Annotated in this window: 28 protein-coding genes and 1 tRNA gene; 21 read left to right on the forward strand and 8 right to left on the reverse strand. The window is 69.4% G+C overall.

Annotated elements, in window-relative coordinates:
- Positions 1-66: 66 nt before the first annotated feature.
- The 5 genes from VNW53_RS13350 (at position 67) to lptB (ending at position 2,962) form a co-directional block, all read left to right on the forward strand.
- Positions 67-153, forward strand: a tRNA-Leu gene (locus VNW53_RS13350).
- Between the two features lie 123 nt (positions 154-276).
- A complete protein-coding gene (locus VNW53_RS13355; protein WP_325556163.1) occupies positions 277-903 on the forward strand; it encodes a ribonuclease D in 627 nt (208 codons plus the stop codon).
- Between the two features lie 2 nt (positions 904-905).
- Complete coding sequence (gene lptC / locus VNW53_RS13360) at positions 906-1,544, forward strand: LPS export ABC transporter periplasmic protein LptC (RefSeq protein WP_325556164.1); 639 nt, start codon at positions 906-908, stop codon at positions 1,542-1,544.
- Positions 1,545-1,558: 14 nt separating this feature from the next.
- Positions 1,559-2,179: an LptA/OstA family protein gene (locus VNW53_RS13365; protein WP_325556165.1), complete on the forward strand. Its 621-nt coding sequence runs from the start codon at positions 1,559-1,561 to the stop codon at positions 2,177-2,179.
- Positions 2,180-2,236: 57 nt separating this feature from the next.
- The gene (lptB, locus tag VNW53_RS13370; protein WP_325556192.1) at positions 2,237-2,962 is read left to right on the forward strand and encodes an LPS export ABC transporter ATP-binding protein; all 726 of its coding nucleotides are present in this window, start codon (positions 2,237-2,239) and stop codon (positions 2,960-2,962) included.
- Between the two features lie 25 nt (positions 2,963-2,987).
- Here lptB and VNW53_RS13375 read toward each other — a convergent pair whose 3' ends face one another.
- Positions 2,988-3,719: a YafY family protein gene (locus VNW53_RS13375; RefSeq protein ID WP_325556166.1), complete on the reverse strand. Its 732-nt coding sequence runs from the start codon at positions 3,717-3,719 to the stop codon at positions 2,988-2,990.
- A 276-nt stretch (positions 3,720-3,995) separates the two neighbouring features.
- Here VNW53_RS13375 and rpoN point away from each other — a divergent pair, with 276 nt between their 5' ends.
- From rpoN to VNW53_RS13390, 3 genes are all read left to right on the forward strand, one after another.
- The gene (gene rpoN / locus VNW53_RS13380; RefSeq protein WP_325556167.1) at positions 3,996-5,498 is read left to right on the forward strand and encodes an RNA polymerase factor sigma-54; all 1,503 of its coding nucleotides are present in this window, start codon (positions 3,996-3,998) and stop codon (positions 5,496-5,498) included.
- A gap of 91 nt (positions 5,499-5,589) precedes the next feature.
- Positions 5,590-6,213, forward strand: a complete 624-nt coding sequence (gene hpf / locus VNW53_RS13385) for a ribosome hibernation-promoting factor, HPF/YfiA family (protein ID WP_325556168.1) — start codon at positions 5,590-5,592, stop codon at positions 6,211-6,213.
- A gap of 80 nt (positions 6,214-6,293) precedes the next feature.
- A complete protein-coding gene (locus VNW53_RS13390; protein WP_325556193.1) occupies positions 6,294-6,773 on the forward strand; it encodes a PTS sugar transporter subunit IIA in 480 nt (159 codons plus the stop codon).
- A 161-nt stretch (positions 6,774-6,934) separates the two neighbouring features.
- Here the strand turns inward: VNW53_RS13390 and VNW53_RS13395 are convergent, their stop codons facing one another.
- The 4 genes from VNW53_RS13395 to VNW53_RS13410 form a co-directional block, all read right to left on the reverse strand.
- Positions 6,935-7,189: a DUF1150 domain-containing protein gene (locus VNW53_RS13395; protein WP_325556194.1), complete on the reverse strand. Its 255-nt coding sequence runs from the start codon at positions 7,187-7,189 to the stop codon at positions 6,935-6,937.
- Positions 7,190-7,302: 113 nt separating this feature from the next.
- Complete coding sequence (locus VNW53_RS13400) at positions 7,303-7,740, reverse strand: Hsp20 family protein (protein WP_325556169.1); 438 nt, start codon at positions 7,738-7,740, stop codon at positions 7,303-7,305.
- Positions 7,741-8,001: 261 nt separating this feature from the next.
- The gene (locus VNW53_RS13405) at positions 8,002-8,673 is read right to left on the reverse strand and encodes a PEP-CTERM sorting domain-containing protein (RefSeq protein WP_325556170.1); all 672 of its coding nucleotides are present in this window, start codon (positions 8,671-8,673) and stop codon (positions 8,002-8,004) included.
- Between the two features lie 47 nt (positions 8,674-8,720).
- Positions 8,721-9,284 carry a hypothetical protein gene (locus tag VNW53_RS13410; protein ID WP_325556171.1) on the reverse strand — a complete coding sequence of 188 codons (564 nt, stop codon included), beginning with the start codon at positions 9,282-9,284 and terminating at the stop codon, positions 8,721-8,723.
- Positions 9,285-9,393: 109 nt separating this feature from the next.
- Between VNW53_RS13410 and VNW53_RS13415 the strand changes: the two genes are divergently transcribed.
- The 10 genes from VNW53_RS13415 to VNW53_RS13460 all read left to right on the forward strand — a co-directional run bounded on the left by VNW53_RS13415 (position 9,394) and on the right by VNW53_RS13460 (position 19,428).
- Complete coding sequence (locus VNW53_RS13415) at positions 9,394-9,669, forward strand: metal-sensing transcriptional repressor (protein WP_325556172.1); 276 nt, start codon at positions 9,394-9,396, stop codon at positions 9,667-9,669.
- Positions 9,670-9,676: 7 nt separating this feature from the next.
- Positions 9,677-10,942, forward strand: coding sequence for a CDF family Co(II)/Ni(II) efflux transporter DmeF (dmeF, locus tag VNW53_RS13420; RefSeq protein ID WP_325556173.1), 1,266 nt, complete (start codon positions 9,677-9,679; stop codon positions 10,940-10,942).
- A 511-nt stretch (positions 10,943-11,453) separates the two neighbouring features.
- Positions 11,454-13,211 (forward strand): ABC transporter permease subunit, encoded by a 1,758-nt coding sequence (locus VNW53_RS13425; RefSeq protein ID WP_325556174.1) that lies wholly within the window; start codon positions 11,454-11,456, stop codon positions 13,209-13,211.
- Positions 13,212-13,222: 11 nt separating this feature from the next.
- The gene (locus tag VNW53_RS13430) at positions 13,223-14,530 is read left to right on the forward strand and encodes a nitrate/sulfonate/bicarbonate ABC transporter ATP-binding protein (protein WP_325556175.1); all 1,308 of its coding nucleotides are present in this window, start codon (positions 13,223-13,225) and stop codon (positions 14,528-14,530) included.
- A 206-nt stretch (positions 14,531-14,736) separates the two neighbouring features.
- Positions 14,737-15,135: a response regulator gene (locus tag VNW53_RS13435; protein WP_325556176.1), complete on the forward strand. Its 399-nt coding sequence runs from the start codon at positions 14,737-14,739 to the stop codon at positions 15,133-15,135.
- Positions 15,132-15,338: a hypothetical protein gene (locus VNW53_RS13440; RefSeq protein WP_325556177.1), complete on the forward strand. Its 207-nt coding sequence runs from the start codon at positions 15,132-15,134 to the stop codon at positions 15,336-15,338. Before VNW53_RS13435 ends, VNW53_RS13440 begins: the two co-directional genes overlap by 4 nt.
- A gap of 6 nt (positions 15,339-15,344) precedes the next feature.
- Positions 15,345-16,607: a hypothetical protein gene (locus VNW53_RS13445; protein WP_325556178.1), complete on the forward strand. Its 1,263-nt coding sequence runs from the start codon at positions 15,345-15,347 to the stop codon at positions 16,605-16,607.
- Positions 16,604-18,532, forward strand: coding sequence for a hybrid sensor histidine kinase/response regulator (locus tag VNW53_RS13450; protein WP_325556179.1), 1,929 nt, complete (start codon positions 16,604-16,606; stop codon positions 18,530-18,532). Before VNW53_RS13445 ends, VNW53_RS13450 begins: the two co-directional genes overlap by 4 nt.
- 149 nt (positions 18,533-18,681) lie before the next feature.
- Positions 18,682-18,909 carry a hypothetical protein gene (locus tag VNW53_RS13455; protein ID WP_325556180.1) on the forward strand — a complete coding sequence of 76 codons (228 nt, stop codon included), beginning with the start codon at positions 18,682-18,684 and terminating at the stop codon, positions 18,907-18,909.
- A 129-nt stretch (positions 18,910-19,038) separates the two neighbouring features.
- The gene (locus VNW53_RS13460) at positions 19,039-19,428 is read left to right on the forward strand and encodes a helix-turn-helix transcriptional regulator (RefSeq protein WP_325556181.1); all 390 of its coding nucleotides are present in this window, start codon (positions 19,039-19,041) and stop codon (positions 19,426-19,428) included.
- Between the two features lie 81 nt (positions 19,429-19,509).
- Here VNW53_RS13460 and VNW53_RS13465 read toward each other — a convergent pair whose 3' ends face one another.
- Together VNW53_RS13465 and VNW53_RS13470 are read right to left on the reverse strand one after the other, a co-directional pair.
- Positions 19,510-20,514 (reverse strand): hypothetical protein, encoded by a 1,005-nt coding sequence (locus VNW53_RS13465; RefSeq protein WP_325556182.1) that lies wholly within the window; start codon positions 20,512-20,514, stop codon positions 19,510-19,512.
- A 304-nt stretch (positions 20,515-20,818) separates the two neighbouring features.
- The gene (locus tag VNW53_RS13470) at positions 20,819-21,697 is read right to left on the reverse strand and encodes a LysR family transcriptional regulator (protein ID WP_325556183.1); all 879 of its coding nucleotides are present in this window, start codon (positions 21,695-21,697) and stop codon (positions 20,819-20,821) included.
- A gap of 133 nt (positions 21,698-21,830) precedes the next feature.
- Between VNW53_RS13470 and VNW53_RS13475 the strand changes: the two genes are divergently transcribed.
- Positions 21,831-22,229, forward strand: a complete 399-nt coding sequence (locus VNW53_RS13475; RefSeq protein ID WP_325556184.1) for a nuclear transport factor 2 family protein — start codon at positions 21,831-21,833, stop codon at positions 22,227-22,229.
- A gap of 82 nt (positions 22,230-22,311) precedes the next feature.
- On the forward strand, positions 22,312-23,202 hold the full coding sequence (locus VNW53_RS13480; protein WP_325556185.1) for an isocitrate lyase/PEP mutase family protein: 891 nt from the start codon (positions 22,312-22,314) through the stop codon (positions 23,200-23,202).
- A gap of 129 nt (positions 23,203-23,331) precedes the next feature.
- Here the strand turns inward: VNW53_RS13480 and VNW53_RS13485 are convergent, their stop codons facing one another.
- Entirely contained in the window at positions 23,332-23,742 is a 411-nt protein-coding gene (locus VNW53_RS13485; protein ID WP_325556186.1) for a helix-turn-helix domain-containing protein, read from the reverse strand.
- 103 nt (positions 23,743-23,845) lie between these two features.
- Here VNW53_RS13485 and VNW53_RS13490 point away from each other — a divergent pair.
- Positions 23,846-24,379: alpha/beta hydrolase (locus VNW53_RS13490; protein ID WP_325556187.1), on the forward strand; the 534-nt coding region annotated here is incomplete at its 3' end.

A 24,379-nucleotide genomic window follows, 5' to 3' on the forward strand; every position in this document is an offset into this window, starting at 1 on the left:
TTCCAGCCGTTGACCGCCGCAGGGCGGGGCTTTAAGGAAGCCGGCTCGCGCGATCCGACGGATCGGGCCCAGGTGGCGGAATTGGTAGACGCGCTGGCTTCAGGTGCCAGTGGCTTAACGGCCGTGAAGGTTCGAGTCCTTTCCTGGGCACCACCGCGTTCGGTGAATGCGCCCTTCCCGGGCGCCACCGTTTGAGGTGGAGATTGCGGCGCCCCTTACCCAGGCGCCCCCCGGTTCTCTATATGGAGGGTTGGGGTTGATAGGCGGGAGCGCTTCTTGAAAAAGGCAGCCACCTTCGTGCACCAGGGCGACCTGCCGGCCGGCGCGCTGGCGGGCGCGAGCGTCGTGGCCATCGATTCGGAGACCATGGGCCTGCGCCTGGGGCGCGATCCCCTCTGCGTGGTGCAGCTCTCCGCCGGGAACGGCGAGGCCCATCTGGTGCAGCTCGACCGGGCGACCTATGACGCGCCCAACCTGAAGCGGCTGCTCACCGACCCGTCCGTGCTGAAGCTGTTCCACTTCGGCCGCTTTGATATCGCCATGTTCTGGTTGCACCTTGGGGTGGTGACCGCGCCCGTCTACTGCACCAAGATCGCCTCCAAGCTGGCTCGCACCTACACCGACCGCCACGGCCTGAAGGACGTCACCAAGGAGCTGCTCGGGATCGACCTTTCCAAGGCCCAGCAGAGTTCCGACTGGGGCCAGGGCCAGCTCAGCGAGGAACAGGTCGCCTACGCCGCTTCCGACGTCCTGCACCTGCACGCCCTGCGTGAGCGCCTCGACCAGATGCTGGCGCGCGAGGGCCGCGACGGCCTGGCGCGCGCCTGTTTCGACTTCCTGCCGCAACGCGCCCTGCTGGACGTCGCCGGCTGGGAAGACATCGACATCTTCGCCCATAGCTGACCATGAGCGCGGTCTCCGACATTCCCCTGCCCGGGACGCCGTCCGGCGGGGCCTCGCGGCGGGCCTCGATCCAGCGGTGGCGGCGGCGCTCGCGGCTGATTCGGCTCCTGCGCGTGGCGCTGCCCGCGCTGATCGGGGCGATCCTGCTCGGGCTCGGGGCCTCGGTCGTCTACAACGCCTTCGCCTCCCGCACCGCCCCGGCCAGGGACTCCAACGCCCCGATCCGCCTGGTGAACCCGCACTTCGTCGGCCGCGACGCCCACGGCAAGCCCTTCCTGCTCACCTCGGTCACCGCCACCCGCGATCCGCAGAACTACCAGCGCGTCTACCTCGACCGCCCGACGCTCACCCTCGACACCGACGGGCCCGATCCGCTGCACATCACCGGGGGCTCCGGCATCTTCCACGAGGACACCGGCAAGTTGGAAGTCAGCAAAGGCGTGCGCATGTCCGGCGCCCGCGGCTCCTTCGCCACCGACTCCTCGCTGTTTGACACCAAGACCCAAGAATTGGTCGGTTCAGCCTCCGTTCAGGGGTTAGGGTCTCTTGGAGAAATCCAAGCGAAGTCCTATGGCGTCTATGACAACGGCGCGCGCATGGTCTTCTCAGGCGCGGTACATACGCGCCTGCAACCGAAATGAGGCTGAGCCTTCCGATGAAGAGCCTGATCGCGATGGCGGCGCTGACGGTGGCGGCGGGCGTGCTCGCCGCCCAGCCGGCGGCCGCGCAGCTAGCGAAGAGTTCCCGGGGGCCGATCGACGTCACCGCCGATCAGCTGGAGACCCACAACGCCGACTGCGTGTCGGTGTGGAGCGGCTCGGCCGAGGCCCTGCAGGACACCTCCCGCCTGCGCTCGGATGTCATGATCGCCCACCTGGAGGTCAAGAAGGGCAAGGCTGGAGCGGCGACCGGCGCGGCGTCCGGCAGCGCCTGCGGCGACATGATCAGCCTGGAGGCCAAGGGCAACGTCTACTACGTCTCCACGGACGGGCGGCGCGTGCACGGCGACAACGGCTTCTACGACGCGACCACCAAGATCATGACCATCACCGGCGACGTGACCGCGGTCGACGGCAAGAACGTCATGCGCGGCACCAAGATGGTCTACAACACCGACACCGGCGAGGGCCACGTCGAGGGCTCGTCCAAGGGCGCCGGGGCCAAGAACCGGCCGCGGGGCGTGTTCTATTCGAAGGACGACCAGAGCGCGGGCCAGACGGATCAGGGCCAGACGGATCAGGGAAAGACGGGCAAGACGAAGAAAGCCGCGAAGTGATCGGTGGCCGGGGCAGGTGAACGGGTGAAGGTCGAGCGGTTCGATACGGCTCCCGGCGTGGCCGGCGAAGGCCTCGTCGTCGACAACATCGGCAAGTCGTTCCGCGGCCGTCCGGTCGTGAAAGGCGTGAGCCTGCGTCTCGCGCGGGGCGAGGTCGCCGGCCTGCTCGGCCCCAACGGCGCCGGCAAGACCACCTGCTTCTACATGATCACCGGCCTGATCCCCGTCGACTACGGCGCGATCTACCTCGACGGCGAGAACATCACCGCCCAGCCCATGTACCAGCGCGCCCGCATGGGCGTGGGCTACCTGCCCCAGGAGACCTCGATCTTCCGCGGCATGACCGTGGGCGAGAACGTCATGGCCGTGGTCGAGCTGCGCGAGCGCGACCGCAAGCGGGCGCGCACCATGGTCACCGAGCTGCTGGAAGAGCTGCACATCGAGCACCTGCGCAATGCGCCCGCCATTTCGCTCTCGGGCGGCGAGCGCCGGCGCGTCGAGATCGCGCGGGCGCTGGCGTCCGAGCCGTCCTTCATGCTGCTGGACGAGCCCTTCGCCGGCATCGACCCCTTGGCCATCGCCGACATCCGCGAGGTGATCGCCTACCTCAAGCGGCGCGGCATCGGCATCCTGATCACCGACCACAACGTGCGCGAGACGCTGGACATCATCGACCGCGCCTCGATCATCCACGCCGGCGAGGTGCTGTTCGAAGGCGCGCCGGGCGAGATCGTCGACGATCCGGAAGTCCGCCGCGTCTATCTGGGCGACACCTTCGCCTGAGGCGTCGTTTTCGTTCGCTTCAGGATCAAACCGAAGGCGCGACGCCCGGCTGTCCCGGCCACCCCATCTGCGCCATCCGCTCGCTCATCGCCTTGCGGTAGCGGGCGCGCAGCACGGCCGGCCGCTCGGGATAGCGTTCCTCCAGGAATTCCGCGTCGGTCACCCGGTCGGTGCGGAAGCTGCGGAAATCGGTGCGCAGCTCGCACCAGGCGATCATCAGCCGCACTGTCTCGTGATAGCCCACCGCGAAGGGCCAGACGGTGCGCTCGCTCGTCCGCTCCTGCTCGTCGCTGTAGCGGATGGCGATCTTGCGCCCGCTGCGGATCGACTGGCGCACCTGGGCCATGTCGAGCCCGTCCGGGGCGACGTTCCAGCGCACCGCGGCCCGCGCGGAGGGCTCCAGGGCGAAGGGACGCAGCCGCTCGGGGACGGCGGCGCCGATCTTGGCGATCAGGTCCTGGGCGGCGCGCGCCAGGGCCGGGTCGCCGCGGCCCATCACCCACTGCGCGCCCAGCACCGCGGCCTCGATCTCGTCCGGCGTCAGCATCAGCGGCGGCAGGTCGAAGCCGCCGTCCAGCACATAGCCGACCCCGGCCTCGCCGCGGATCGGCACCCGCTGGCCCATCAGGTCGGCGATGTCGCGGTAGATGGTGCGCTTGGAGGTTTCCAGCTCCGCGGCCATGGCGTCGGCGGTCACCGGCCGCCGCGTGCGGCGCAGCACCTGGATGATCTGGAACAGCCGATCCGCGCGCCGCATCGGTGAAGACCCATCCTGCCAAAGTGCTGACAGAGTAGCCGCCTCTCCCCCGCGAAGCGAGAGGCAGAGGGCAGGGAAGGGCGGTTCGGGAGATCGAGACCTGCCGCCGGCCGGTCAAGGGTCCTCGGGCGACCCCTGGAGAGATGGAAACGCTCTGCCGCCCTCGCCCGTCCTCTCCCTCTCGCTGCGCGGGGAGAGGAGAAGTCTCGCGCATTAACCAATCGGTCGCGTTCGCCTGGCTAAGGTCGAAAGCAAGAAACAGGCCAGGGGGCTATTTTGGCGCTCAGCGCGCGACTTGAGGTTCGGCAGGGCCAGGGGCTGGTCATCACGCCGCAACTGCAGCAGGCGATCAAGCTGCTGCAGTTGTCGAATCTCGAACTGGAGGCCTATGTCGACGCCGAACTGGAGAAGAATCCCCTCCTGCAACGCGACGAACGGGACGCCGAGCCCGACGCCGAGGCGCCCAGCGAGGCGCCTGGCGACCTCTCCGCCGACCGCATCGACGACGCCGGCGCGCGCGCCGAGCTGGACGCCGCCGGCGACGAAAGCTCCCCCGGCGAGATGGCCACGGGCGACGGCGACCATCCCATGGGCGCGGCCGACGCCGGCGCCTCCGTCGACTGGTCCAAGGCCAGCCGCGGCGGCTCCTTCGAGGGCGATTCCGAAGGTCTGGAAGGCGCTCTCAGCCACGAGAAATCCCTGCAGGAATTCCTGCACGACCAGCTCTCCGCCTCGGGCCTGGCGGGCCCCGAGGCCGCCGCCGCCCTGGTGCTGATCGACGCGGTGGACGAGGGCGGCTATCTGCGCGCCGACCTGGCCGAGGTGGCCGAGCGCCTGGGCTGCTCCGAGGCGATGCTGGAGCGCGTGCTGGCGGTCCTGCAGGGCTTCGAGCCGGTGGGCGTCTGCGCCCGCGACGTTGCGGAATGCCTGGCGATCCAGCTCAGGGACAAGAACCGCTACGACCCGGCCATGGCGGCCCTGCTCGACAACCTGCCCCTGCTCGCCAAGCGCGACATGCCCGCGCTGAAACGCGCCTGCGGCGTCGACGACGAGGACCTGCGCGAGATGGTGGCCGAGCTTCGCGCGCTCACGCCCAGGCCCGGCGCCGCTTTCGGAGGCGAGCCGGCCCAGACCGTGGTGCCCGACGTCTACGTCCGCGAAGGCCTGGGCGGCCTGTGGCTGGTGGAGCTCAACTCCGAGACCCTGCCGCGCCTGCTGGTCGACCAGCGCTACCACGCCCGCGTCAGCGCCGCGGCGCGCACCGACCAGGAAAAGACCTTCGTCACCGACTGCCTGGCCCAGGCAAGCTGGCTGGTGAAGAGCCTCGACCAGCGGGCCAAGACCATCCTCAAGGTCTCCTCCGAGATCGTGCGCCAGCAGGACGCCTTCCTGGCCTATGGGGTCGAGCACCTGCGCCCGCTGAACCTGAAGACGGTCGCCGACGCCATCGGCATGCACGAATCCACGGTCAGCCGGGTGACCTCCAGCAAGTACCTGGCCACCCCGCGCGGCGTGTTCGAGATGAAGTTCTTCTTCACCTCGGCCATCCAGGCCACCGAGGGCGGCGAGGCCCACTCGGCCGAAAGCGTGCGCCACAAGATCAAGCAACTGATCGACACCGAGGCCAGCGAGCGCGACGTCCATTCCGACGACTCGATCGTCGATATCCTCAAGGAAGCCGGCGTCGACATCGCCCGTCGCACGGTCGCCAAATACCGCGAGGCCATGCGCATTCCCTCCTCGGTGGAGCGCCGCCGCCGGCTCAAGGAAACGGCCTGACCGCACCCCTCGATTGCGCCGTTCGCGGGAGAGGCGAAAATCACCGCCAGTTTGATTGACACCTTCCCCGCCGGGGCGCGTTGATCTTCCCATGCAAGTCCAAGTCACCGGCAAACATGTCGACGTCGGCGAGGCCCTGCGCTCGCGGGTTTCCGCCGAAATCTCCTCCAGCATAGGCAAGTACTTCGACCGCGACGGCGGGGGCGCCGACGTGGTGGTCAGCCGCGAGGGCCACGCCTTCAAGGTCGACTGCGCCGTCACCCTGGCCTCGGGGCGGCAACTGACCACCCAGGGGCTCGGCGGCGACGCCCACCTGGCTTTCGATGCGGCCATTGCACGCATGCAGAAGCGCATCCGCCGCTACAAGAACCGGCTGAAGGACCACCATCCCCAGGCGCTGGCCCGCCAGGCGGAGACCGCGGCCTACTACGTGCTGCAGTCGCCCCCCGACGAGGGCGACGACGACGGCTACGTGGAGGACGGGCCCGCCAGTTTCCCCGAGCCGATGATCATCGCCGAGACCGAAACCTCGATCGGCCTCATGACGGTTTCCATGGCGGTGATGGAGCTGGACCTGAGCGAATCTCAAACAATCGTGTTTCGAAATGCTGCGCACGGCGGATTGTCGGTGGTATATCGCCGGCCCGACGGCAACATCGGGTGGATCGACCCTGAGCGAACCAAGGCCAACGGGGTAGGAGCAAACGAGGCCTGAGCGCGTTTCGATCCGACGTCTGGGTAGCGGTTCGTCAGGGGGCGGGTCCGCAGGCTAATGCGAGTTTCTTGAAGAACACCATGCAGATCGGCGAACTTCTCGATCGCAGCGCGATCTCCGTGCGCGTGAGCGCCACCGACAAACGCAAGGCCCTGGCGGTGATCGCCGAGATCGCCGCGCGCAACTTCGGCCTCGACGCCGGCGACGTGCTCGACGCGCTGGCCGAGCGCGAGCAGGCGGGCTCCACCGGCGTCGGCCATGGCGTGGCGGCCCCGCACGCCCGCGTGGCGGGCCTGACCCGGCTGCGCGGCGTCTTCGTACGCCTGGATCACCCCGTCGATTTCGATTCCGTGGACGATCAGCCGGTGGACCTGATCTTCGCGCTGTTCGCGCCGAAGGAGGCCTCCGGCGTCGAGCACCTGCGTGCGCTGGCCCGCGTCAGCCGCGCCCTGCGCCAGGCGGACCTGCGCCAGCAACTGCGCCAGGCCCGCACCCCCGACGCCATCCACGCCCTGCTGGCCCAGGACCCGGCCCAGGCCTCGCGGTCGTCGGCGGCTTAGAAGAAATCCCTCCTCTTCAGGGGAGGGACAGACGGCGAAGCCGTCAGGGCGGGGAATTCGCGGTCAAGCTCGGACCTCGGCGTCCTGGCCCACAGACCCCCACCCGACCGAGGCTTTCGCCTCGGCCACCCTCCCCTAAAGAGGAGGGATGGGCTTTTGGGCTAGTGCACCGAGACCGGCGCCAGTTCGTGCGCCAGGGCGGCGGCGACGGCGCTGTCGCGGTCGGTGAGGACGGCCAGGCGCTCGCCGTCGGCGCGGTGCACCGCATAGAGCATCTGGCCGGGCTGGAGCTCGAAGCCCTGGATCTGTTCGGACGGCACGCTGGCCAGGATCTCGGCCGCGCTCACCGGGCGCACATAGACCAGGTTGGGACCGCCCAGGGCGGCGAAAGCTTCAGTCGTAAAAACGGGCGTCATCATGACCACCTCCATAAAACTCAACGCGTCGAACGGTCGCCGGTTCAGCCGGCCGCTCAGGGATTGAGACACCGGACATCCGGCTGTCTCTTCAGGAACACAGAATCTATGCTTCAGCCCTTGGTCCGGATGGGCACCCGGATCACTCGTTTTTCGGGCTCGGGCCGGCTTAGATCTATGTGCAACAGGCCGTGTTCGAGGCTCGCCTCTTCCACCACCATGCCGTCGGCCAGGACGAAGGCGCGAATGAACCCGCGCGCGGCGATGCCGCGATGCAGGAAGGCCTCCCCCCTGCCTGTGTCTCCCGGCCGCGTGGCGACGTCGTCGCGGCGGCCGGCGATCGTCAGTTGACGGTCTTCCATGGTCACCTCGAGCTGCTCGGGCGAAAAGCCCGCGACAGCCAGGGTGATACGGATCCCGCCGTCCCCGCGATCTTCCACATTGTAGGGGGGATAGCTCTCGGCGGCCGCTTTCGCGGCGCGCTCGACGAGACTTCGGGTGTGCTCGAAGCCCAACAGAAACGGGCTGTCGAAGAGTACCGGCCTGTTCATCCTCAAAGAGTCCTTGTCGAAAGCGACTCTCCGGCGGGTCCGCCCAGAAGCGGCGCGGCCCAGCCGGACAAGGACTCAGGTAAGGATCGGGCGGCGCAGTTTCAATGCGCTGCCCCCAGTCCTAACAACTCCGCGAAAGCGGAGATCTGGAGGCTTTCCCGCTCAGGATGGATCGGCCTGAGGGGGCGAGAAGGGCTCCAGATATAGCCGACGGCCCTGTTTGATCCCGGCTGACTTGATTCAAGTCAGCCGGGACAGGGTCTAGGCGATTTCAATGGCCGGCGCAGGGCGTTTGCGGCTGCGCAGCAGGCCGCCCGCTCCGGCCAGGCCGCCGATCATCAGCGCCCAGGCGCCGGGCTCCGGCACCGCGGCCGCCGCGGCGTCCGCCCAGGTCAGCGACGGAGAGACCATCTGCTCGCTGGCGCCCTCGCTGAACGACGGAGGCGCCGACGGAGCCGAGATCGATTCCGCCGCTATGCGTTCGCCGCCACCGCCACCGCCGCCACCGCCGCCGCTGGTGGCGCCGCTCAGGCTGGAGGTCACCGACCAGAAGCCGGTGCCGGTCGATTCGAAGGTCGCGCCGGTCTCGCCGACCAGCACGTGGGCCTTGGTCAGGTTCTCCGGGTCGAGCAGCGCCTGGAAGTTGGTGAGCTGGCTCGAATTCACCGAAAACTGCCCGAAGCCCGAATTGTAGGTGAAGCTCACGAAGTTCGCCGCCGTGAGCTTCTGCCCCGGGGTGAAGTCCTTCAGCACGATCTCGCCGACGCCCATGCCGCCGCAGGCCGCGCAGCTCCCGACGAAGTCGTAGACGACTACCGACGCCGCCGCCGGCGTCACGCCGGACAGGGCCAGGCCTGAACCCAGACAACAGGCCACCGCAAAGCCCATCAAACTGCGTTTACGCGCGACGCCCGCGCACTTGGTAAGGGTCATGTCCCAGTCCCTGAACAGCCAGCCGGAAAGCTCCAGCGGCGGTTCAACTACTTTACGTTGAAGTAGGTTCCAGGGGACTCGAAATAGCCCAGCCCGTCAGCCGCCACGACCCGCACCACCACGCTGTGCGGCCCTACGGCCAGGCTCCCCGCGGGCAGGGTCGCCGTGAAGCCGACGTTCACCAGGGCCGGGGTCTTGAAGTAGTTGGCCACATCCTGCCGGGGCGAGCCATAGGCCGTGCCGTAGGCCTTGCCGTCCACCACCACGTCGACCCCCTTGGCCGGGGCCTTGGCGACGGGATCGAAGCCGAAGCCGTCGAGCAAGATCGGGGCGCCGGCGGAGGTCACGGCCGGCGGCCTGCCGCGCGGGTCGACCGCCTGGCCGACGTGGTCGAGGAAGAAGCCCGCGGGCTCGCTCCGCTTGACCAGGCCCGCCGACATGCCTTCCGTCGGGGCGGCCACCGGCGCGGGCGCCTGGGCGACCGCCATCGGATCGGGCGGCGGATGGCGCGGCTTGCCCCGCTCGCAGGCGCAGAGCGCCAGGAGGGCCAGCATCGCGGCGGCGGGCAGGCGGCGTGTCACGTGGCGGACCCCGGTGGCGAACGGCCCCATGCATAGTCCGCCGCCGCGCGCTTCGCCTAGCCTGAAGAGCCGAATGTACATCCTCCCCGGTAGGATGCGCGGCGCTTGACGTATCCCCCCGGGGAGGATACGTCAATCCATGGCCCACGTCGTCCACCCGACCCACCCGGACATCATCAAGCGCCTGAAGCGCGCCGAGGGGCATCTGCGCAACGTGATCGGCATGATGGAGTCCGAGCGCTCCTGCATGGACATCGTCCAGCAGCTTCACGCGGTCGAGCGCGCCGTCGGCGCGGCCAAGAAGGTCCTGGTGCACGACCACATCGACCACTGCCTCGCCCACGCCGTGGAGGACGACGACCGCGCGCCGCAGGCGGCGATCGAGGAATTCAAAGAAATCACCAAGTACCTGTGAGGCCCACGTGACATCCGCCCACCTTCAGCACGACCACGTGTTCCTCGGCGAAGGGCACGACCGCAACGCGCGGCGCGTCTGGTTCGTGATCGCGCTCTGCGGGGCGATGATGCTGATCGAGATCGTGGGCGGCATGGCCTTCGGCTCCATCGCCCTGGTGGCCGATGGCCTCCACATGTCGACCCACGCCGGGGCCCTGCTGCTGGCGGCGCTCGCCTATGCCTTCGCCCGCCGCTATGCGAGCGACGCGCGGTTCACCTTCGGGACCGGCAAGCTCGGGGACCTCGCGGGGTTCAGCAGCGCCATCATCCTGGCGATGATCGCCCTGCTGATCGGCTACGAAGCGGTCTCCCGCATCGTCTCGCCGGTGGCGATCCACTTCCGCGAGGCGATTCCGATCGCGGTCCTGGGCCTGGCCGTCAACATCGTCAGCGCCCTGGTGCTCGGCGCCGGCGATCACGACCACGGCCATGGCCACCACCACGGCCATGGGCACAGCCACGAGCACGATCACGGCCACGACGAACACCACAGCCTCGACTACCGCGATGGCGCCCTGCGCCTGGAGGTGTTCGAGGACGGCGTCCCGCCGGTCTTCCGCCTGAGCTCCGACGGCGCCGCCCTGCCGGAGGAGGCGGTCATCGAGACCCTGCGCCCGGACGGCGCGCGCCAGGCCTTCGCCCTGGTCCGTCGCGGGGACCTCCTGGAGAGCCTCGACGCGATTCCCGAGCCGCACGCCTTCACCGCCGAGGTCCGCCTCGGGCCCGCCGGCGCCGGCCAGGAGATCCGCTCCGTCCGCTTCGAGGAGCACGAGCACGGCGGCCATGGGGCCCACCACCGCGACAACAACATGCGCGCCGCCGTGATCCACGTCATGGCCGACGCCGCCGTTTCCGTGCTGGTGATCGTCGGCCTGATCCTGGCGCGCCAGTTCGGGTGGCTGTGGATGGATCCGCTCGCCGGGGTCGTCGGCGCCCTGGTGATCGCCAGTTGGTCCTATGGCCTGATCCGCGACACCGGTGCGATCCTGCTCGACATGAACCCCGACCGGCGCCTCGGCCAGAAGATGCGCGAGGCGATCGAGTCCGGCGGCGACCGGGTGGCGGACCTGCATCTCTGGCGCCTCGGCCCGGGCCACCTGGGCGCCATCGTCACCGTCGCCACCGATCGGCCGCGGCCCTGCGCCTACTACCGCGGCCGCCTGGCCCAGTTTCACGCGTTGTCGCACCTCACCGTCGAGGTCACCCCCAGCGTACCGAGGGTCGCGGCCTAGGACCAATCGACATTCAGGCCGGCGCCTAAGGCTGCCTCCTCCCCTTGTGGGAGGAGGTGGGCCGCGCAGCGGGTCGGAGGTGGGGTTTCTCGGCCTCCAGGCGCGGCTCGAAGCTCAGTCTCGCGCCGAGAGCGGAGCGCGACACCCCACCTCCGTCAGCCCTCCGGCTGACACCTCCTCCCACAAGGGGAGGAGGAACGCCAAGCCACGGCCCATCCTCGGAATGAACGTCGATTCAGCCTAGGCCGGGCGCGCGGTGAAGCCGGCGGCGGCCTGCGCTTTGCCGAAACGCTCGCGGCCGTCCGACAATCGGCTTGACAGGCGCCGTCTTCGGCACCATTCCGCCGACGGTTGGCGCATCCCCCCTGGAGGATCGCCGGCCCCACCGGAACTCAAACCCATGCCAAGCGACAGTCCCAGTCGATCTAACGCGCCGCTGAGGGCGTCCCGCTAGGGCCTGGCGTCAGGCTCGACCCGTGACGCCCGCCGGCGGCGTTCCACGAGGTGAGCCATGGTATTCCTTGCAGGAGACCGGCCTGGATCGCGCCCGCTCGCGCGATTCCTGCGCGTCGGCGCGGCGCCGTCCTGGGCCGACCTGATCGCCTTTCTGCTGCTGGCCGCCACCGCGGTGCTGATCGTCCGCGGCGCCGGCGAGATGAGCGAGCCCCTGGCCCAGCTCCGCACCACGCCGGTCACCCTCGACGTCGCGCGGCTTCCCGAATACGCCCTGCTCACCACCCTGCGGATGTTCGCGGCCCTGGGCGCGTCGCTGCTGTTCACCTTCACGGTCGCCACCCTGGCCGCCAAGAACCGCAGGGCCGAGCTCCTCATCGTGCCGGCGCTCGACATCCTGCAGTCGGTGCCGATCCTGGGGTTCCTGACCTTCACGGTCACCTTCTTCATGGGCCTGTTCCCCGGCCGGCAGCTCGGCGTCGAGTGCGCCGCGATCTTCGCGATCTTCACCAGCCAGGCCTGGAACATGGCCTTCAGCTTCTACCAGTCGCTGCGCACCATCCCGAGCGACCTGGACGAGGTTTCCCGCCAGTTCGGCTTCTCCGCCTGGCGCCGCTTCGTGCGCCTGGAACTGCCCTTCGCCACCCCGGGCCTGGTCTGGAACGTGATGATGTCGATGTCCGGCGGCTGGTTCTTCGTGGTCGCGTCCGAGGCGATCACGGTGGGCAAGACCACCATCGCCCTGCCGGGAATCGGCTCCTGGCTGGCGCTGGCCATCGAGCGGCAGGACATGCGCGGGGTGGCCGTGGGGGTGGCCGCCATGGCGGTGGTGATCCTGCTCTACGACCAGCTCGTGTTCCGCCCCATCGTCGCCTGGGCCGACAAGTTCCGTTTCGAGCAGACCGCCTCGCAGGACCGGCCGGGATCCTGGGTCTACGACCTGGTGCGCCGCGTGCGCTGGCTGCGGCTGGCCGTGGCGCCGCTGACCTGGCCCGCCCGGGCGCTCCTCGCCATCCGGTGGCCGATCCCGCGGCTGCGGCTGCAGCCGGTGCGCCTGGGGCCGGAGGCGTCCCGCGCCCTCGACGGCCTGTGGCTCGCCCTGGTCGGCCTGGCGGCGGTCGCGGCGGTCTGGTTCCTGTGGAGCTTCCTGGTCCGCACGCTCGACTGGCGCGACGCCGCCGTGGCCTTCGGCTACGGCCTGGCGACCCTGGCCCGGGTGGCGATCCTCATCGCGCTCACCAGCCTGATCTGGGTGCCGATCGGCGTCTGGATCGGCCTCAGGCCCGCCTGGGCCGAACGCCTGCAGCCCATCGCCCAGTTCCTGGCCGCCTTCCCGGCCAATGTGCTCTTCCCGTTCGTCGTGGTGGTCATCGTGGCCCTGCGCGCCGATCCGAACATCTGGCTCTCGCCGCTCATGGTGCTGGGCACCCAGTGGTACATCCTGTTCAACGTCATCGCCGGGGCCAGCGCCATTCCGGGCGATCTGAAGGAGGCCGCCGGCATCTTCGGCGTCCGCGGCTGGCAGTGGTGGCGCCAGGTCGCCCTGCCGGCGATCTTCCCCTACTACGTGACGGGCGCCATCACCGCCTCGGGCGGGTCCTGGAACGCCAGCATCGTCGCCGAGTCGGTGACCTGGGGCGACAAGCACCTGGAGGCCGCGGGCCTCGGCGCCTACATCGCCAGGGCCACCGCCGCCGGCGACTACGGCCGCGTGGCGCTGGGCGTCGCGGTTATGTCGATCTTCGTCATCGCCTTCAACCGCATCCTCTGGCGGCCGATGTACCGGTTCGCCGAGCGGCGCCTTCGCCTCGACTAGAGGAGATTTCCATGCCCGCCATCGACGAACGCCACCTGCTGGACGTCAGGAACGTCCGCCACCTCTACGGCAAGCCCGGCGGCGGCGGCCAGCTCGTCCTCGACGACGTGGACCTGAGCCTGTCCGACAACGAGATCGTAGGCTTGCTGGGCCGCTCGGGCTCCGGAAAGTCGACCCTGCTGCGCTCCATCGCCGGCCTGATCCGCCCGACCGGCGGCGAGATCACCTTCCCCGGCGCGAGCGAGGCCTCGCCCACCCGCGTCAGCATGGTCTTCCAGAGCTTCGCCCTCTTTCCCTGGCTCACCGTGCAGGAGAACGTCGAGGTGGGGCTGGAGGCCAAGCGCGTCGCCCCGGAGACCCGCCGCAGCCTGGCGCTCGCCGCCATCGACCTGATCGGCCTCGACGGCTTCGAGAACGCCTATCCGAAAGAGCTCTCCGGCGGCATGCGCCAGCGCGTGGGCCTGGCCCGCGCCCTGGTGGTCGATCCGACGATCCTGCTCATGGACGAGCCCTTCTCGGCCCTGGACGTGCTCACCGCCGAGACCCTGCGCACCGACCTGCTGGACCTCTGGTGCGAAGGCCGCATGGGCATCCGCTCGATCCTGATGGTCACCCACAACATCGAGGAGGCGGTGCTGATGTGCGACCGCATCCTGGTGTTCTCCTCCAACCCGGGCCGCATCGTCGCCGAGATCAAGGTCGACATGCCCCAGCCGCGCAACCGCCAGAACCCGGCCTTCCGCCGGCTGGTCGACGACATCTACGCGCGCATGACCCAGCGCGGGGCGGGCGACGGGCGCAAGGGCGACGGCCTGTTCCCCGGCGTCGGCATCGGCATGGTGCTGCCGCGGGTCTCCACCAACATCCTGGCCGGCCTGATGGAGACCGTCAGCGCCAAGCCCTTCGACGGCGCGGCCCATCTGCCGGACCTCGCCGAGGACCTGCACTACGAGGCCGACGAACTGTTCCCCATCGCCGAGACCCTGCAGCTCCTGCGCTTCGCGGAGCTGGAGGGCGGCGACATCCGGCTCACGCCCGACGCGCGCCGCTACGCCGAGGCCGACGTCGACGCCCGCAAGCAGCTCTTCGCCCAGCACCTGATCGCCTATGTGCCGCTCGCCGGCCACATCCGGCGGGTGCTCGACGAACGGCCCTCGCACCGCGCGCCCGGCCACCGCTTCCGCGACGAGCTGGAGGACCTGATGTCGGAGGAGGACGCCGACCAGACCCTCAAGGGGGTCATCAACTGGGCCCGCTACGCCGAGGCCTTCGCCTATGACGAGACCGCCGACCTGTTCACCCTCGACGATCCGGGCTGACCCCCCTCCCGGACCCGCGGCAATCCGCCCCGGACGAAATCTGCAACCGGGCGGCGTGGGCAGCCTGCAACTTCAAGTTACAAGGTTCGCATACCGGGAGTCGCTGAAAACTGGAATAATCCATTATTCTTCAAAACCTTAGGGAATTTTATACTGAACTGATACAAAACCTTGGTCCTGCGGACCGGCTTCTCTCGGAGGACATCATGCGGCAGCATCAGGTTCTCATCATCGACGATGACCTTGAGCTCCTGCGGCAGATGGTCGCCGCCTTTCGGTCGCGCGGGTTCGAGCCGTTCGCCGCGGTCGACGGCCAGGCCGGGCTGGCGCAGTTCGTCAGGACGCCGACCGACCTGGTGGTCACCGACATCATCATGCCCAACCGCGAGGGCATCGAGACCATCGTCGCCCTCAAGAAGGCGAGCCCCTCGGTCAAGGTGATCGCCATTTCCGGCGGCTACCGGGTCGGTCCGGCCGACTTCCTCCATCTCGCCGGCCACGTGGGCGCCGATGGGGTGCTCGCCAAGCCGTTCAAGCTTTCGGCGTTGCTCGATGCGGCCGAGGCGCTGCTCGCCGCGCCCTGCCCGGCCGCCCGCGCATCATGACCCCGCAGGAGGCGCACGATCTCTCGGCGCTCGTCCATGCGTTCAACAACCTGCTCGGCAAGATCATGGGCGCGGCCGAACTCGCCCTGGACCATGCCGCGCCGCTCCCGGTTCGCCGCGAACTCGAGGCCATCCTCCAGTTGACCGAGGAGGGGGCCGGCCTCGTAGCCGGCCTGCGGGCCATCGCCCCGCCGGAGGCCTGATCGCTGATGGAGCGGTTCACCTCGGCGGCCCTGCGCGACGTGCTCGAGAAGGTGGCGCCCGCCATCGCCGCGGGCGGGGTCACCGTCATCAGCGTCGAGGCGATCCGCGAACGGTCGGGCGACAAATGGCCCCGCAAGCGCGAGCAGGTCGCCAGCTTCGTCGAGCGCGCCTTCAGTCGCCTCGCCCAGCCGAGCGATCTGCTGATCAGCCTGAATGACGCCGAGTTCGTCAGCGTCCAGCCCGGCGTCTCGCGCGCCACCTCGGTGAGCATCAGCGCCAACATCCTGAAGGAGACGCTCGCCTTCTTCCTCGGGGCGGCGGCGCGCGAAGACCTGCGCCTGTTCCAGGTCACCGCCTTCGTCAACGGCGCGCTGGAGGTCCAGCCGCTGGACGCCGGAGGCATCCTGGACGGCGAGGAGGCGCCGCCCGTGCGCCAGAACCCGTCCTCCACGCCGCCGACGGAGGACCTGGTCTGGACGGCGGGCCGCACCTGGCGGCTCACCTCGCCGCCGAACCTCACCCTCGACCTGGAGGTGACGCCGGAGCCGACCTGGAACGTCGGGGCCCGGGTCGTCGCCTCGTTCCTGCTGCGGCCGACCATGTACCTGGCGGTCGGCGACGAACCCGCCCAGCCGGCGGACGGCTGGGACCTGCCGCCGGTTCTGGCCGGCGAGGCCGCGATGAACGGCGTCGACTACGCCGCCGAGCTGATCGGCAAGAGCGGCGTGAAGGTGGCGCTGCACGCCCCGCTGCCGCTGAAGGCGGTCACCTACAGCACCTCCCGTTTCCGCCTGCTCAACGCCCTGCGAGACCTGGACCGCGAGGTGCGGCGATACCTCATCCTGGAGATCACCGACCTCGCCGAGGGCCTTCCGCAGAGCCGGCTGACCGAGGTGGTCAGCATGCTGGCGCCCTATTGCCGCGCGGTGCTGGCGCGCTCGCCTTCGGAAACCGCCGACCCGCGGATCTGGCGCGGCTGCGGCCTGAGCGGCGTGGGCCTGGATTGCCGCCACCTCGACGCCACGGACCGGGGCGCCCAGCAGCGCCTCGCGATCTTCGCGCGCCGGGCGGCGCAGGCGTCCCTGTCCTGCATCGGCTACGGCCTGCCGACCAGCAGCCTCATGCTGGCCGCCTGGGCCTCCGGCTTCACCCATCTCGGCGGCCCGTCCCTGTCGGGCGAGATCGGCCGCCCGAGGGGCATCGTGCGCCTGCAGCCCGCCGACATCTTCGCCCCCAAGCACGCCGTCGGCCCGGGAGGCGCGGCATGACGCCGGAGCTTCAGCCGATCCCCGAAGGTCCGGATGGGGCGCCCCTGGCGATCCGTCCCGACGAGGTGTCCCGGCTCTTCGAGGCCCTGGCCCTGGCCAGCGGCGCGGTGGTGTGGTGGGCCGACGAAAAAGGGGCGGTGCAGGCGCTCGCTCCGCCGGCCCGCGCCGTCGGCCTCGAGGCCTGGCAGGGGTTCGGCTGGCAGACGGCCATCCACCCCGACGACGACGCGCGGGTCCGCGCCGCCTGGCAGGAAGCGCTCAGGCAGCGCCGCTTCGCCGAGATCACCTTCCGCGCGCTCAAGGGCGAGGCCTATCGCTGGTTCCGGGTGCGCGGGGCGCTGGTCGCCGGCGTCGACGGCGAGCCCGCCCGCTGGATCGGCCTGATCACCGACGTCGATGACGACGGCCGCGCGCGCGAGGAGCTGGCCCGCCGCGAGGAGGCCTTCCGCAGCCTGGTGCGGGAGACCGCGTCGATGGTGTGGCGCTGGACGCCGGACGGGGCGGTCGCCGAGGGCGACGGCTGGGCGCTGCCCAACCGCTACAGCGGCGACGAATGGCTGCAGTTCGTCCACCCCGACGATCGCGTGCAGGCGGCCGCCGACTGGACCGAGGCCCGGGCCTTGGGCCGCGCGACCTCGCTCGAGTTCAGGTTCCTCACCGACCGCGGCGAGCACCGCTGGTGCCTCGCCCGCTCGGTGCCGCTGCGCAACCGCCGTGGGCAGGTCACCGAGTGGGTGGGCTCGCTCACCGACGTGCACGACGAGCGCCTCGCCCGCGCCGCCCTGCAGCGCAAGGACAAGCTGGAGGCCATAGGCCGCCTCACCGCCGGCGTCGCCCACGACTTCAACAACCTGCTGACCGTGATCACCTCCGGGGCCGAGGCGCTGACCGAACAGCTCCCGCCGGGCCACGCCCTGCACGCCGAGGCCGAGTTGGCCCTGCACGCCGCCGAGCGGGGCGCCGAGCTGGTGCGGCGGCTGCTCACCGTGTCGCGCCAGCAGCCCCTGCGGCCGCGCGCCGTGGACGTCGGCAAGCTGCTCGACGGCCTGGCCGACCTGGTGAAGCGCACCCTCGGCGAGAACCTGGAGCTCACCGTCAGCCATGACGCGGCGCCGCTCGCCTGCCTTGCCGATCCGGGACAGCTCGATTCGGCCCTGCTCAACCTCTGCATCAACGCCCGTGACGCCATGCCCGGCGGCGGGCGCCTGGCGCTGGAGAGCGGCCTTGTCTCCCTCACCGCCGAAGCGGCGGCGCACCTGGGCCTCAAGCCCGGCCCCTATGTCATGCTCTCGGTGCGCGACAGCGGCGTCGGCATGTCCGCCGAGACCGTCAGCCGCGCCCTCGACCCCTTTTTCACCACCAAGCCGGCGGGCGAGGGCTCCGGCCTGGGCCTCAGCACGGCCTATGGCTTTGTCCGCCAGTCGGGCGGGCATTTCACCATCGCCTCGACGGAAGGCGTCGGCACGACCGTACGGCTCTACCTGCCGCAGGCCGAGGCCCTGCCCGACGCGCCCGCGTCCGACGGGATCGCCCGCGCCGAGGCCGGCGGCGGCGCCCACATCCTGCTGGTGGAGGACGATCCCCTGGTCCGCGACCAGGTGGCCCGCCAGTTGCAGGCCCTGGGCTACCGGGTCACCACGGCGGGCGACGGGCGCGCCGCCCTCGACATCCTGGCCGGCGAGGACGCCATCGGCCTGTTGATGACCGACGTCGTGATGCCCGGCGGGCTCAACGGCCGCGAGCTGGCCGACCATGCGCGCCTGTTCCGGCCCGCCCTGCCGGTGATGTTCACCTCGGGCTACACCGACGACGCCATCGTCCGCGAGGGCCGCCTGGGCTCCGGCGTATCCTTCCTGCCCAAGCCCTACCGGCGCGCCCAGCTCGCCCAGGCCGTGGCCGAAGCGCTGGGCCGCCCCCAGGCCTGAACCCTGCCGTCGCCGAAACATTAAGTCGGTAGATGACATATCGTGTTATATTCCCGCCACGGCCGGCATTGTCCCCTGGGCAGCCGGCGGCTGAGAGACCTGGCGCGACACGCCTCCCGCTTCCGCTCATCGTGAGGGGGACCTGCGACATGACGATCTACACCTTCTACCTGTGCAATCTGGGCGGCGGCGCGAGTTCCTTCGAGGCCTTTGAACTGAGTTCGGACGCCGAGGCGCCCGACCGCGCCCTGAAGATGCTCAAGGACCACCCGAGCTGCGCCTATGTGACGGTCTGGGACGAGACGCGGCCGGTCCTGGTGCGCCATCGGACCGCCGTCCGCGTCCAGCCCTCGGGCCGGCTCGGCCAGCACGCCTGACGCACCCGCCGCGGTGCGACAAAACGCCTGGCGGAAACGGCCCGCTACCCCAGGCGGCTGGCACAGGCGTTGCGCACGTTCTGGATGAGCGATCCATTTCAGCACGGCGGTACGCACATGACCCAGACGATGACCCGAAGCCCCCCGGACATGCTCGATGTCGCCATCGGCGCCTCGATCCGCCTGCGCCGCAAACAGGCGGGGATCTCCCAGGACATGCTCGCCGAGAAGTGCGGGGTCAGCTTCCAGCAGGTGCAGAAATACGAGAACGGCGCCAACCGCGTCTCCTTCTCCCGCCTCGTGCAGATCGCCCACGCGCTGGGCCTGCGGGTGGTGGACCTGGTGGGTGACATCGACGAGGGCGCGGGCTTCAGTCCCGCCGAGACGACCATCCTCACCGACCTGGGCGTCTCGGGCGCCACCGACATGCTGCGCGACTTCGCCTGCCTCAGCCCTCCGCTGCGCCACCGCGTCCGCGACCTGGTCCGCGAGATCGCCGAGAGCCACCGCGACGGCTGAGGGGCGCCGGGACAGGATCGTCGGCCATATCCGGAGCCCTTCTCGCCCGCTCAGGCCGATCCATCCTGGGCGGGAGGGGCTCTAGGATCTGTTCGCCGGCCCTGGCGGAGTGGGCTCCTGGCCATTCCGTCGCCGGTGCGCGGCCCCCGGCCGATGCCGCAGCCGCGCGATCTTCCGGATGATCGGCGCCACGGCCCGGGTCATCTCCTTGACCGGCCCCGGCGGGACCTGCTCCGCCGCCGCCCACAGCTCGAAGTCCAGCGCCTCCTCGCGCCGCGCGCAGGCGTCGTCCACCGCCTCGGCGAAGTGCGCGTCCGCCCGATACCAGCGGCGCAGCGTCGCACGCGACGCGAACCCCTCGCGCGCCAGGCTGGCGAAGGACCCGCCGTCCTCGATCGTCTCGCAGACGGCCTGGCGCACGCTCTCCGGCACGCGGCCCCCGCGCCCCGATCCGCGCCCCGATCCGCTTACCCGCCCGCGCCCCAATCCCGAGCCACGGCTGCGCCAGGCCGCGAAGATCATCTTCAGCACCCGGTCGAACTCCGGCGCCTCGCGCCGCCAGCGCCGCAGGGTCGGCCGGCACGGCAGCTCAGGGTCCGCCGCCAGCACCTCCTCCAGCCGCGCGCCGGAGTTCAGCCCCACGATGATCCGGTCGGCCAGCACGGGATCGAACGCCCGCCGCCGCGCCCGCCCCAGCTCGCCCAGCGCCGCGTTGCTGCGGGCCCGCAGCGCGAACGTCGCCTCCGCGAACGGCGCCTGCCCCGCCCGCCAGCGGTCATAGAGCCGCCGCCCCGGCGCGCCCGGCTCGCGCAGCAGGTCGTGCACCCGCTCCCCCGCCCGCGCCCGCGCCAGGAACGCCGCGGCCCGCGCCTCGTCGAACCCGTGCCTCCGCCGCCAGTCCCCCACCCGCCGCGCCCGCGCCAGCTCGTCGGCGAACGTCGCATCCCCCAGCGCCCAGTTCCGCACCGTGTGAGGGCAGGGCGCCCCGGCCGCGGCGCAGACCGCCCGCAACCGCTCGCCCGCCTCCACCCGCGCCACGATCTCCCCCTTCAGGGCGCGGCGGTTGCGGGCGTAAGGCGAAGGCATCGGAGAAGAATAGCAGGCCCCACCCCAAACCCAGAACAAAAAGAGAACCCTGCCTCCCCCATTGCGGCAGCAATGGCGGGAGGGGGACCGCCCGCCGAAGAGCGGGTGGCGGAGGGGGCAAGCCCCACGCACCCGGCAACCCCGCTCATCCCCGCGAAGGCGGGGACCCAGGCTTCTTCCCTCCAGATCCTCCCCCAAGGTCCCCGTTGGGCCACCTCCGGCAAGCTGCCGTCGGACTGGCAGGCGCCATCCAACGAGGGGCGCCCTCACCGCACACCACCTGGCCTTCCCGTCTTCCTGGGAGTCAGGACCCCGCCCGCGCTATGAAATTGCGCACGACGGGCGATGTCTCTCCCCGCCGGTAAGCGAGGGCGAGTTGGGTCGTCGGCGACTGGCCGGCGATCGAACGATAAGCGATGCCCGCTACGCGCATTTGCATCATCGAGGCCGGGACGATCGACACGCCCAGCTCCGCAGCCACGAGATTCACGATCGTGGAAAAGTGCGGCGCGAGCTGGCTGATGTCCGGTTCGAAGCCGGCCTTTCGACAGGCGTCGACAATAGTGTCGTAGATCGTTGGAGCGACTTCCCGCGGGAACAGCAGAAACGGATCGTGCTCCAGCATTGCGAGATCGACCCTCTTGAGGGCGGCCGCCCGGTGCGCCTTTGGAAGGGCGACCACCATGGGCTCCTCCGCGAGCGGCTTCAGTTGCAGCTCTTCGGCGGCGGACGCGCCTGGCCGCAGGAACGCCGCATCGAACGCGCCTTCCTGCAAACCGACGACGAGCCGCGCCGTATTGGCCTCCTCGAGCGTGAGATGGACCTCTGGATAGGCGCGTCTAAAGGCGCGGATCGCGGACGGCGCCACGCCGTTGAACGTCGTCGACGGGGTGAAGCCGATACGCAGCGACCCGGTTTCGCCCCGTGACGCGCGTCGAGCCGCCAGGGTCGCTCTCTCAGCAATGAACGGCATCTCTTTCACGCCAGCCAGGAAGGCTCTGCCCGCCTCGGTAAGCTCAGCGCCGTGGGCCAGGCGACGAAACAGCACCGCGCCAACCTCTCTTTCCAGATCTTTGATCTGCTGGCTCAGCGGCGGCTGCCCGATGCCAACCTTGGCCGCCGCCCGCGTGAAATGTCGTTCCTCGGCGACTGCCAGGAAATACCGGATGTGGCGCAGCTCCACGGACATCTCCAAAATGGATCAAGAACGCCTGTATCATATATTGGATCGATGAGGCGGTTGGTTCTACGTCTTGCGGCAGGACATCTCGTCCTGGTCGAGCAAGCAGTTGCTCGCGCATTGACAGGAGGAACTCATGATCACCGAAGCTTATGTTCGCCAGATTTTCCAAGGCCTTGAGCAAGGCGATGGCGCCGGTTTCTTTGCATATGTCGACGACCAGGTCGACTGGACCGTCGAAGGCACGCATCCGCTGGCGGGTCACTACAAGTCGAAGGCCGACTTCGCCGCGGGTACTTTCGCGAAGCTTGGCAAGGTTCTGCCCAATGGGGCCCAACTCGTCGTCGAGCACCTGCTCGTGAAGGACGACGAGGCTGTCGTGGAGCTCCACTCCCTCGCGACGGCGAAGAACGGCATGCGGTTCGACAACCGGTACTGCTGGGTGGTCCATTTCGCGGACGGCGCCATCGACAGAGTGAGGGCGTACCTCGACTCGGCGATGGTCGCGCGTCTCTTCCAGGAAAACCCGATCTAGCGAAAGACGGATCAGTCGGGTCCAGCAACGCTGGGCCTGGCTGGCGTGGACCTGGATCGATCTGGAGAACAGGAGGGAAGTGATGCCCATTTCTCATATTCAGGCGCTGCGAGGGATGTTGCGCGAGCAGAGGGGCGTCGTTCTGCCTGGCGCGCCAAACGCACTCGCGGCACGGATCATCGCCGATCTTGGCTTTAAGGCGGTCTATCTGACCGGCGCTGGCCTCACCAATACGCACCTGGGCCTGCCGGACCTTGGGTTCATGGACCTAAGCCAGGTGGCCGATCATGTGATGGCGATCCGATGTGTGATCGACCTGCCGCTCGTGGTGGACGCCGATACGGGCTTTGGTAACGCCATCAACGTCACCCACACGGTCCGCATCCTGGAGCAGGCCGGCGCCAGCGCCATTCAGATCGAGGACCAGCGAGCGCCGAAGCGATGCGGACACTTCGACGGCAAGGAGTTGATTCCCCTCGAAGAGATGGTGGGCAAGGTGCGGGCGGCGGTCGATACGCGACGGCAGGATCTGGTCGTCATCGCCCGCACCGACGCCTGTGCGGTCGAGGGCTTCGAGGCCGCCATCGAACGGGCCGGCCGCTACATCGAGGCGGGCGCGGACGTTACATTCGTCGAGGCGCCGGAGAGCCTTGACGACCTCAAGGCGCTTCCACGCCGACTGAAGGCGCCCCAACTCGTCAACATGGTGCTCGGCGGCAAGACACCGATCGTCGACGCGACGGTGGCGGGCGAAATGGGGTTCAGCTTGGTGCTCTATGCCAATGCGGCGTTGCAGGGCGCCGTGCATGGCATGCAGTCGACCCTGTCGACGCTGAAGGAGACGGGCGTCCTCGATGAGCGCGCCGTGACGTCATTCGCCGAGCGGCAGAGGCTGGTGGACAAGCCGACCTACGACCTCATGGAGGCCCGCTACGCGGCGCATGCTGCGGCTGAGAACTCCGCCCCCTATTGACCAGGAAAGGAGTGGAAAGATGACGTCTGGGAGATGCGGACCGGCAGCGGCCAAAGCTGCGGCGTCTTGGCGGACGGTGTCTGCGATGGGCCAGCAGCGGCCGTTGGCTTTCGGCCGATGAGCGGACGTTCAGTGTGGGTACTCGCTTTGTGAACGGTCATCTCCAGCCCGTAGGAAATCTTCCGCGCGAGCTGCCTTGAACCAGTCCGGCGTCCGCCAGCGGCCCGGTATGTGTACCTCACCCCAGGCAGACAGCGCCTGGAGCACCGGCAGGAGATCGGCGCCGGCAGGCGTCAGTCGATAGGTCTTGCGAACCTTCCCCACGCCGCGCCGCGCGCTCGAACTGACAAGGCCAGACGCCTCCAGTCGGCCAAGACGGTCGGCCAGGACATTGGTAGCGATCTTCTCGGGCGCGGCGAGGAGGTCGCTGTAGCTGAGCGCCCCCGCCATTAGCGTGCGGATCACCACGAGGGTCCATCGGTCTCCCAACAGGTCGAGCGACGAGGCGATCGGGCAACGTGATCGGAACTGCGCATCCATGAACCAACGCTAACTTGCGTTCTGCAATTTAGCAAAGCATCGTGCGCGCCAAGCGTCGCTGAGCCACACCAAGTGGAAGCGCGCACGCACCCGGGGATCGGAAATGCTGCGCATCATCTTCCGCATCGCGGCCGGGCTCGCTGTCCTGATTTGCGTCGTCCTTCTGGCGATGGTGGCACGGATGGTTTGGCCGACTTCGACGCCGGCGTTGCGCGGCCCGGACGGCAAGCCACTCCCGCAGAGCGTGGCGACCATGGAGCGGCTGACCGTCAATGGCCTCCCGGAGTCGGTGACGATCCGCGGGCGCGACCGGCGCAACCCCATCCTGATCTGGATTCACGGCGGCCCCGGGTCCAGCGAGACGACGGCGCTGCGCCACTACGACGCCGGCCTCGAAGACCATTTCGTGGTGGTCTACTGGGACCAGCGCTACGCTGGCCAGAACTTCGACCCGGGCGCGCCGAAGCCGGCGACGCTCACCATCCAGCAGTACGTGGACGACCTGAACGTCGTGGTCGATACGGTGCTGACGCGCTTCCACGATCGCAAGGTGGTCTTGGTGGGGCACTCCTGGGGCACGGTCCCCGGCGTCCTCTACGCCCAGCAGCATCCCGAAAAGGTGGCGGCCTATGTGGGC

Origin of the sequence: Phenylobacterium sp. (assembly GCF_035569475.1) — a bacterium.
GTDB lineage: Bacteria > Pseudomonadota > Alphaproteobacteria > Caulobacterales > Caulobacteraceae > Phenylobacterium.

What these genes read in the sequence shown, in the direction of transcription:
- lptC (WP_325556164.1), top strand. Translation starts at nt 906, where the DNA reads ATGAGCGCGGTCTCCGACATTCCCCTGCCCGGGACGCCGTCCGGCGGG.
- VNW53_RS13365 (WP_325556165.1), top strand. Translation starts at nt 1,559, where the DNA reads ATGAAGAGCCTGATCGCGATGGCGGCGCTGACGGTGGCGGCGGGCGTG.
- VNW53_RS13375 (WP_325556166.1), bottom strand. Translation starts at nt 3,719, where the DNA reads ATGCGGCGCGCGGATCGGCTGTTCCAGATCATCCAGGTGCTGCGCCGC.
- hpf (WP_325556168.1), top strand. Translation starts at nt 5,590, where the DNA reads ATGCAAGTCCAAGTCACCGGCAAACATGTCGACGTCGGCGAGGCCCTG.
- VNW53_RS13390 (WP_325556193.1), top strand. Translation starts at nt 6,294, where the DNA reads ATGCAGATCGGCGAACTTCTCGATCGCAGCGCGATCTCCGTGCGCGTG.
- VNW53_RS13395 (WP_325556194.1), bottom strand. Translation starts at nt 7,189, where the DNA reads ATGACGCCCGTTTTTACGACTGAAGCTTTCGCCGCCCTGGGCGGTCCC.
- VNW53_RS13400 (WP_325556169.1), bottom strand. Translation starts at nt 7,740, where the DNA reads ATGAACAGGCCGGTACTCTTCGACAGCCCGTTTCTGTTGGGCTTCGAG.
- VNW53_RS13405 (WP_325556170.1), bottom strand. Translation starts at nt 8,673, where the DNA reads ATGACCCTTACCAAGTGCGCGGGCGTCGCGCGTAAACGCAGTTTGATG.
- VNW53_RS13410 (WP_325556171.1), bottom strand. Translation starts at nt 9,284, where the DNA reads ATGGGGCCGTTCGCCACCGGGGTCCGCCACGTGACACGCCGCCTGCCC.
- VNW53_RS13415 (WP_325556172.1), top strand. Translation starts at nt 9,394, where the DNA reads ATGGCCCACGTCGTCCACCCGACCCACCCGGACATCATCAAGCGCCTG.
- VNW53_RS13425 (WP_325556174.1), top strand. Translation starts at nt 11,454, where the DNA reads ATGGTATTCCTTGCAGGAGACCGGCCTGGATCGCGCCCGCTCGCGCGA.
- VNW53_RS13430 (WP_325556175.1), top strand. Translation starts at nt 13,223, where the DNA reads ATGCCCGCCATCGACGAACGCCACCTGCTGGACGTCAGGAACGTCCGC.
- VNW53_RS13435 (WP_325556176.1), top strand. Translation starts at nt 14,737, where the DNA reads ATGCGGCAGCATCAGGTTCTCATCATCGACGATGACCTTGAGCTCCTG.
- VNW53_RS13440 (WP_325556177.1), top strand. Translation starts at nt 15,132, where the DNA reads ATGACCCCGCAGGAGGCGCACGATCTCTCGGCGCTCGTCCATGCGTTC.
- VNW53_RS13445 (WP_325556178.1), top strand. Translation starts at nt 15,345, where the DNA reads ATGGAGCGGTTCACCTCGGCGGCCCTGCGCGACGTGCTCGAGAAGGTG.
- VNW53_RS13450 (WP_325556179.1), top strand. Translation starts at nt 16,604, where the DNA reads ATGACGCCGGAGCTTCAGCCGATCCCCGAAGGTCCGGATGGGGCGCCC.
- VNW53_RS13455 (WP_325556180.1), top strand. Translation starts at nt 18,682, where the DNA reads ATGACGATCTACACCTTCTACCTGTGCAATCTGGGCGGCGGCGCGAGT.
- VNW53_RS13460 (WP_325556181.1), top strand. Translation starts at nt 19,039, where the DNA reads ATGACCCGAAGCCCCCCGGACATGCTCGATGTCGCCATCGGCGCCTCG.
- VNW53_RS13465 (WP_325556182.1), bottom strand. Translation starts at nt 20,514, where the DNA reads ATGCCTTCGCCTTACGCCCGCAACCGCCGCGCCCTGAAGGGGGAGATC.
- VNW53_RS13475 (WP_325556184.1), top strand. Translation starts at nt 21,831, where the DNA reads ATGATCACCGAAGCTTATGTTCGCCAGATTTTCCAAGGCCTTGAGCAA.
- VNW53_RS13480 (WP_325556185.1), top strand. Translation starts at nt 22,312, where the DNA reads ATGCCCATTTCTCATATTCAGGCGCTGCGAGGGATGTTGCGCGAGCAG.
- VNW53_RS13485 (WP_325556186.1), bottom strand. Translation starts at nt 23,742, where the DNA reads ATGGATGCGCAGTTCCGATCACGTTGCCCGATCGCCTCGTCGCTCGAC.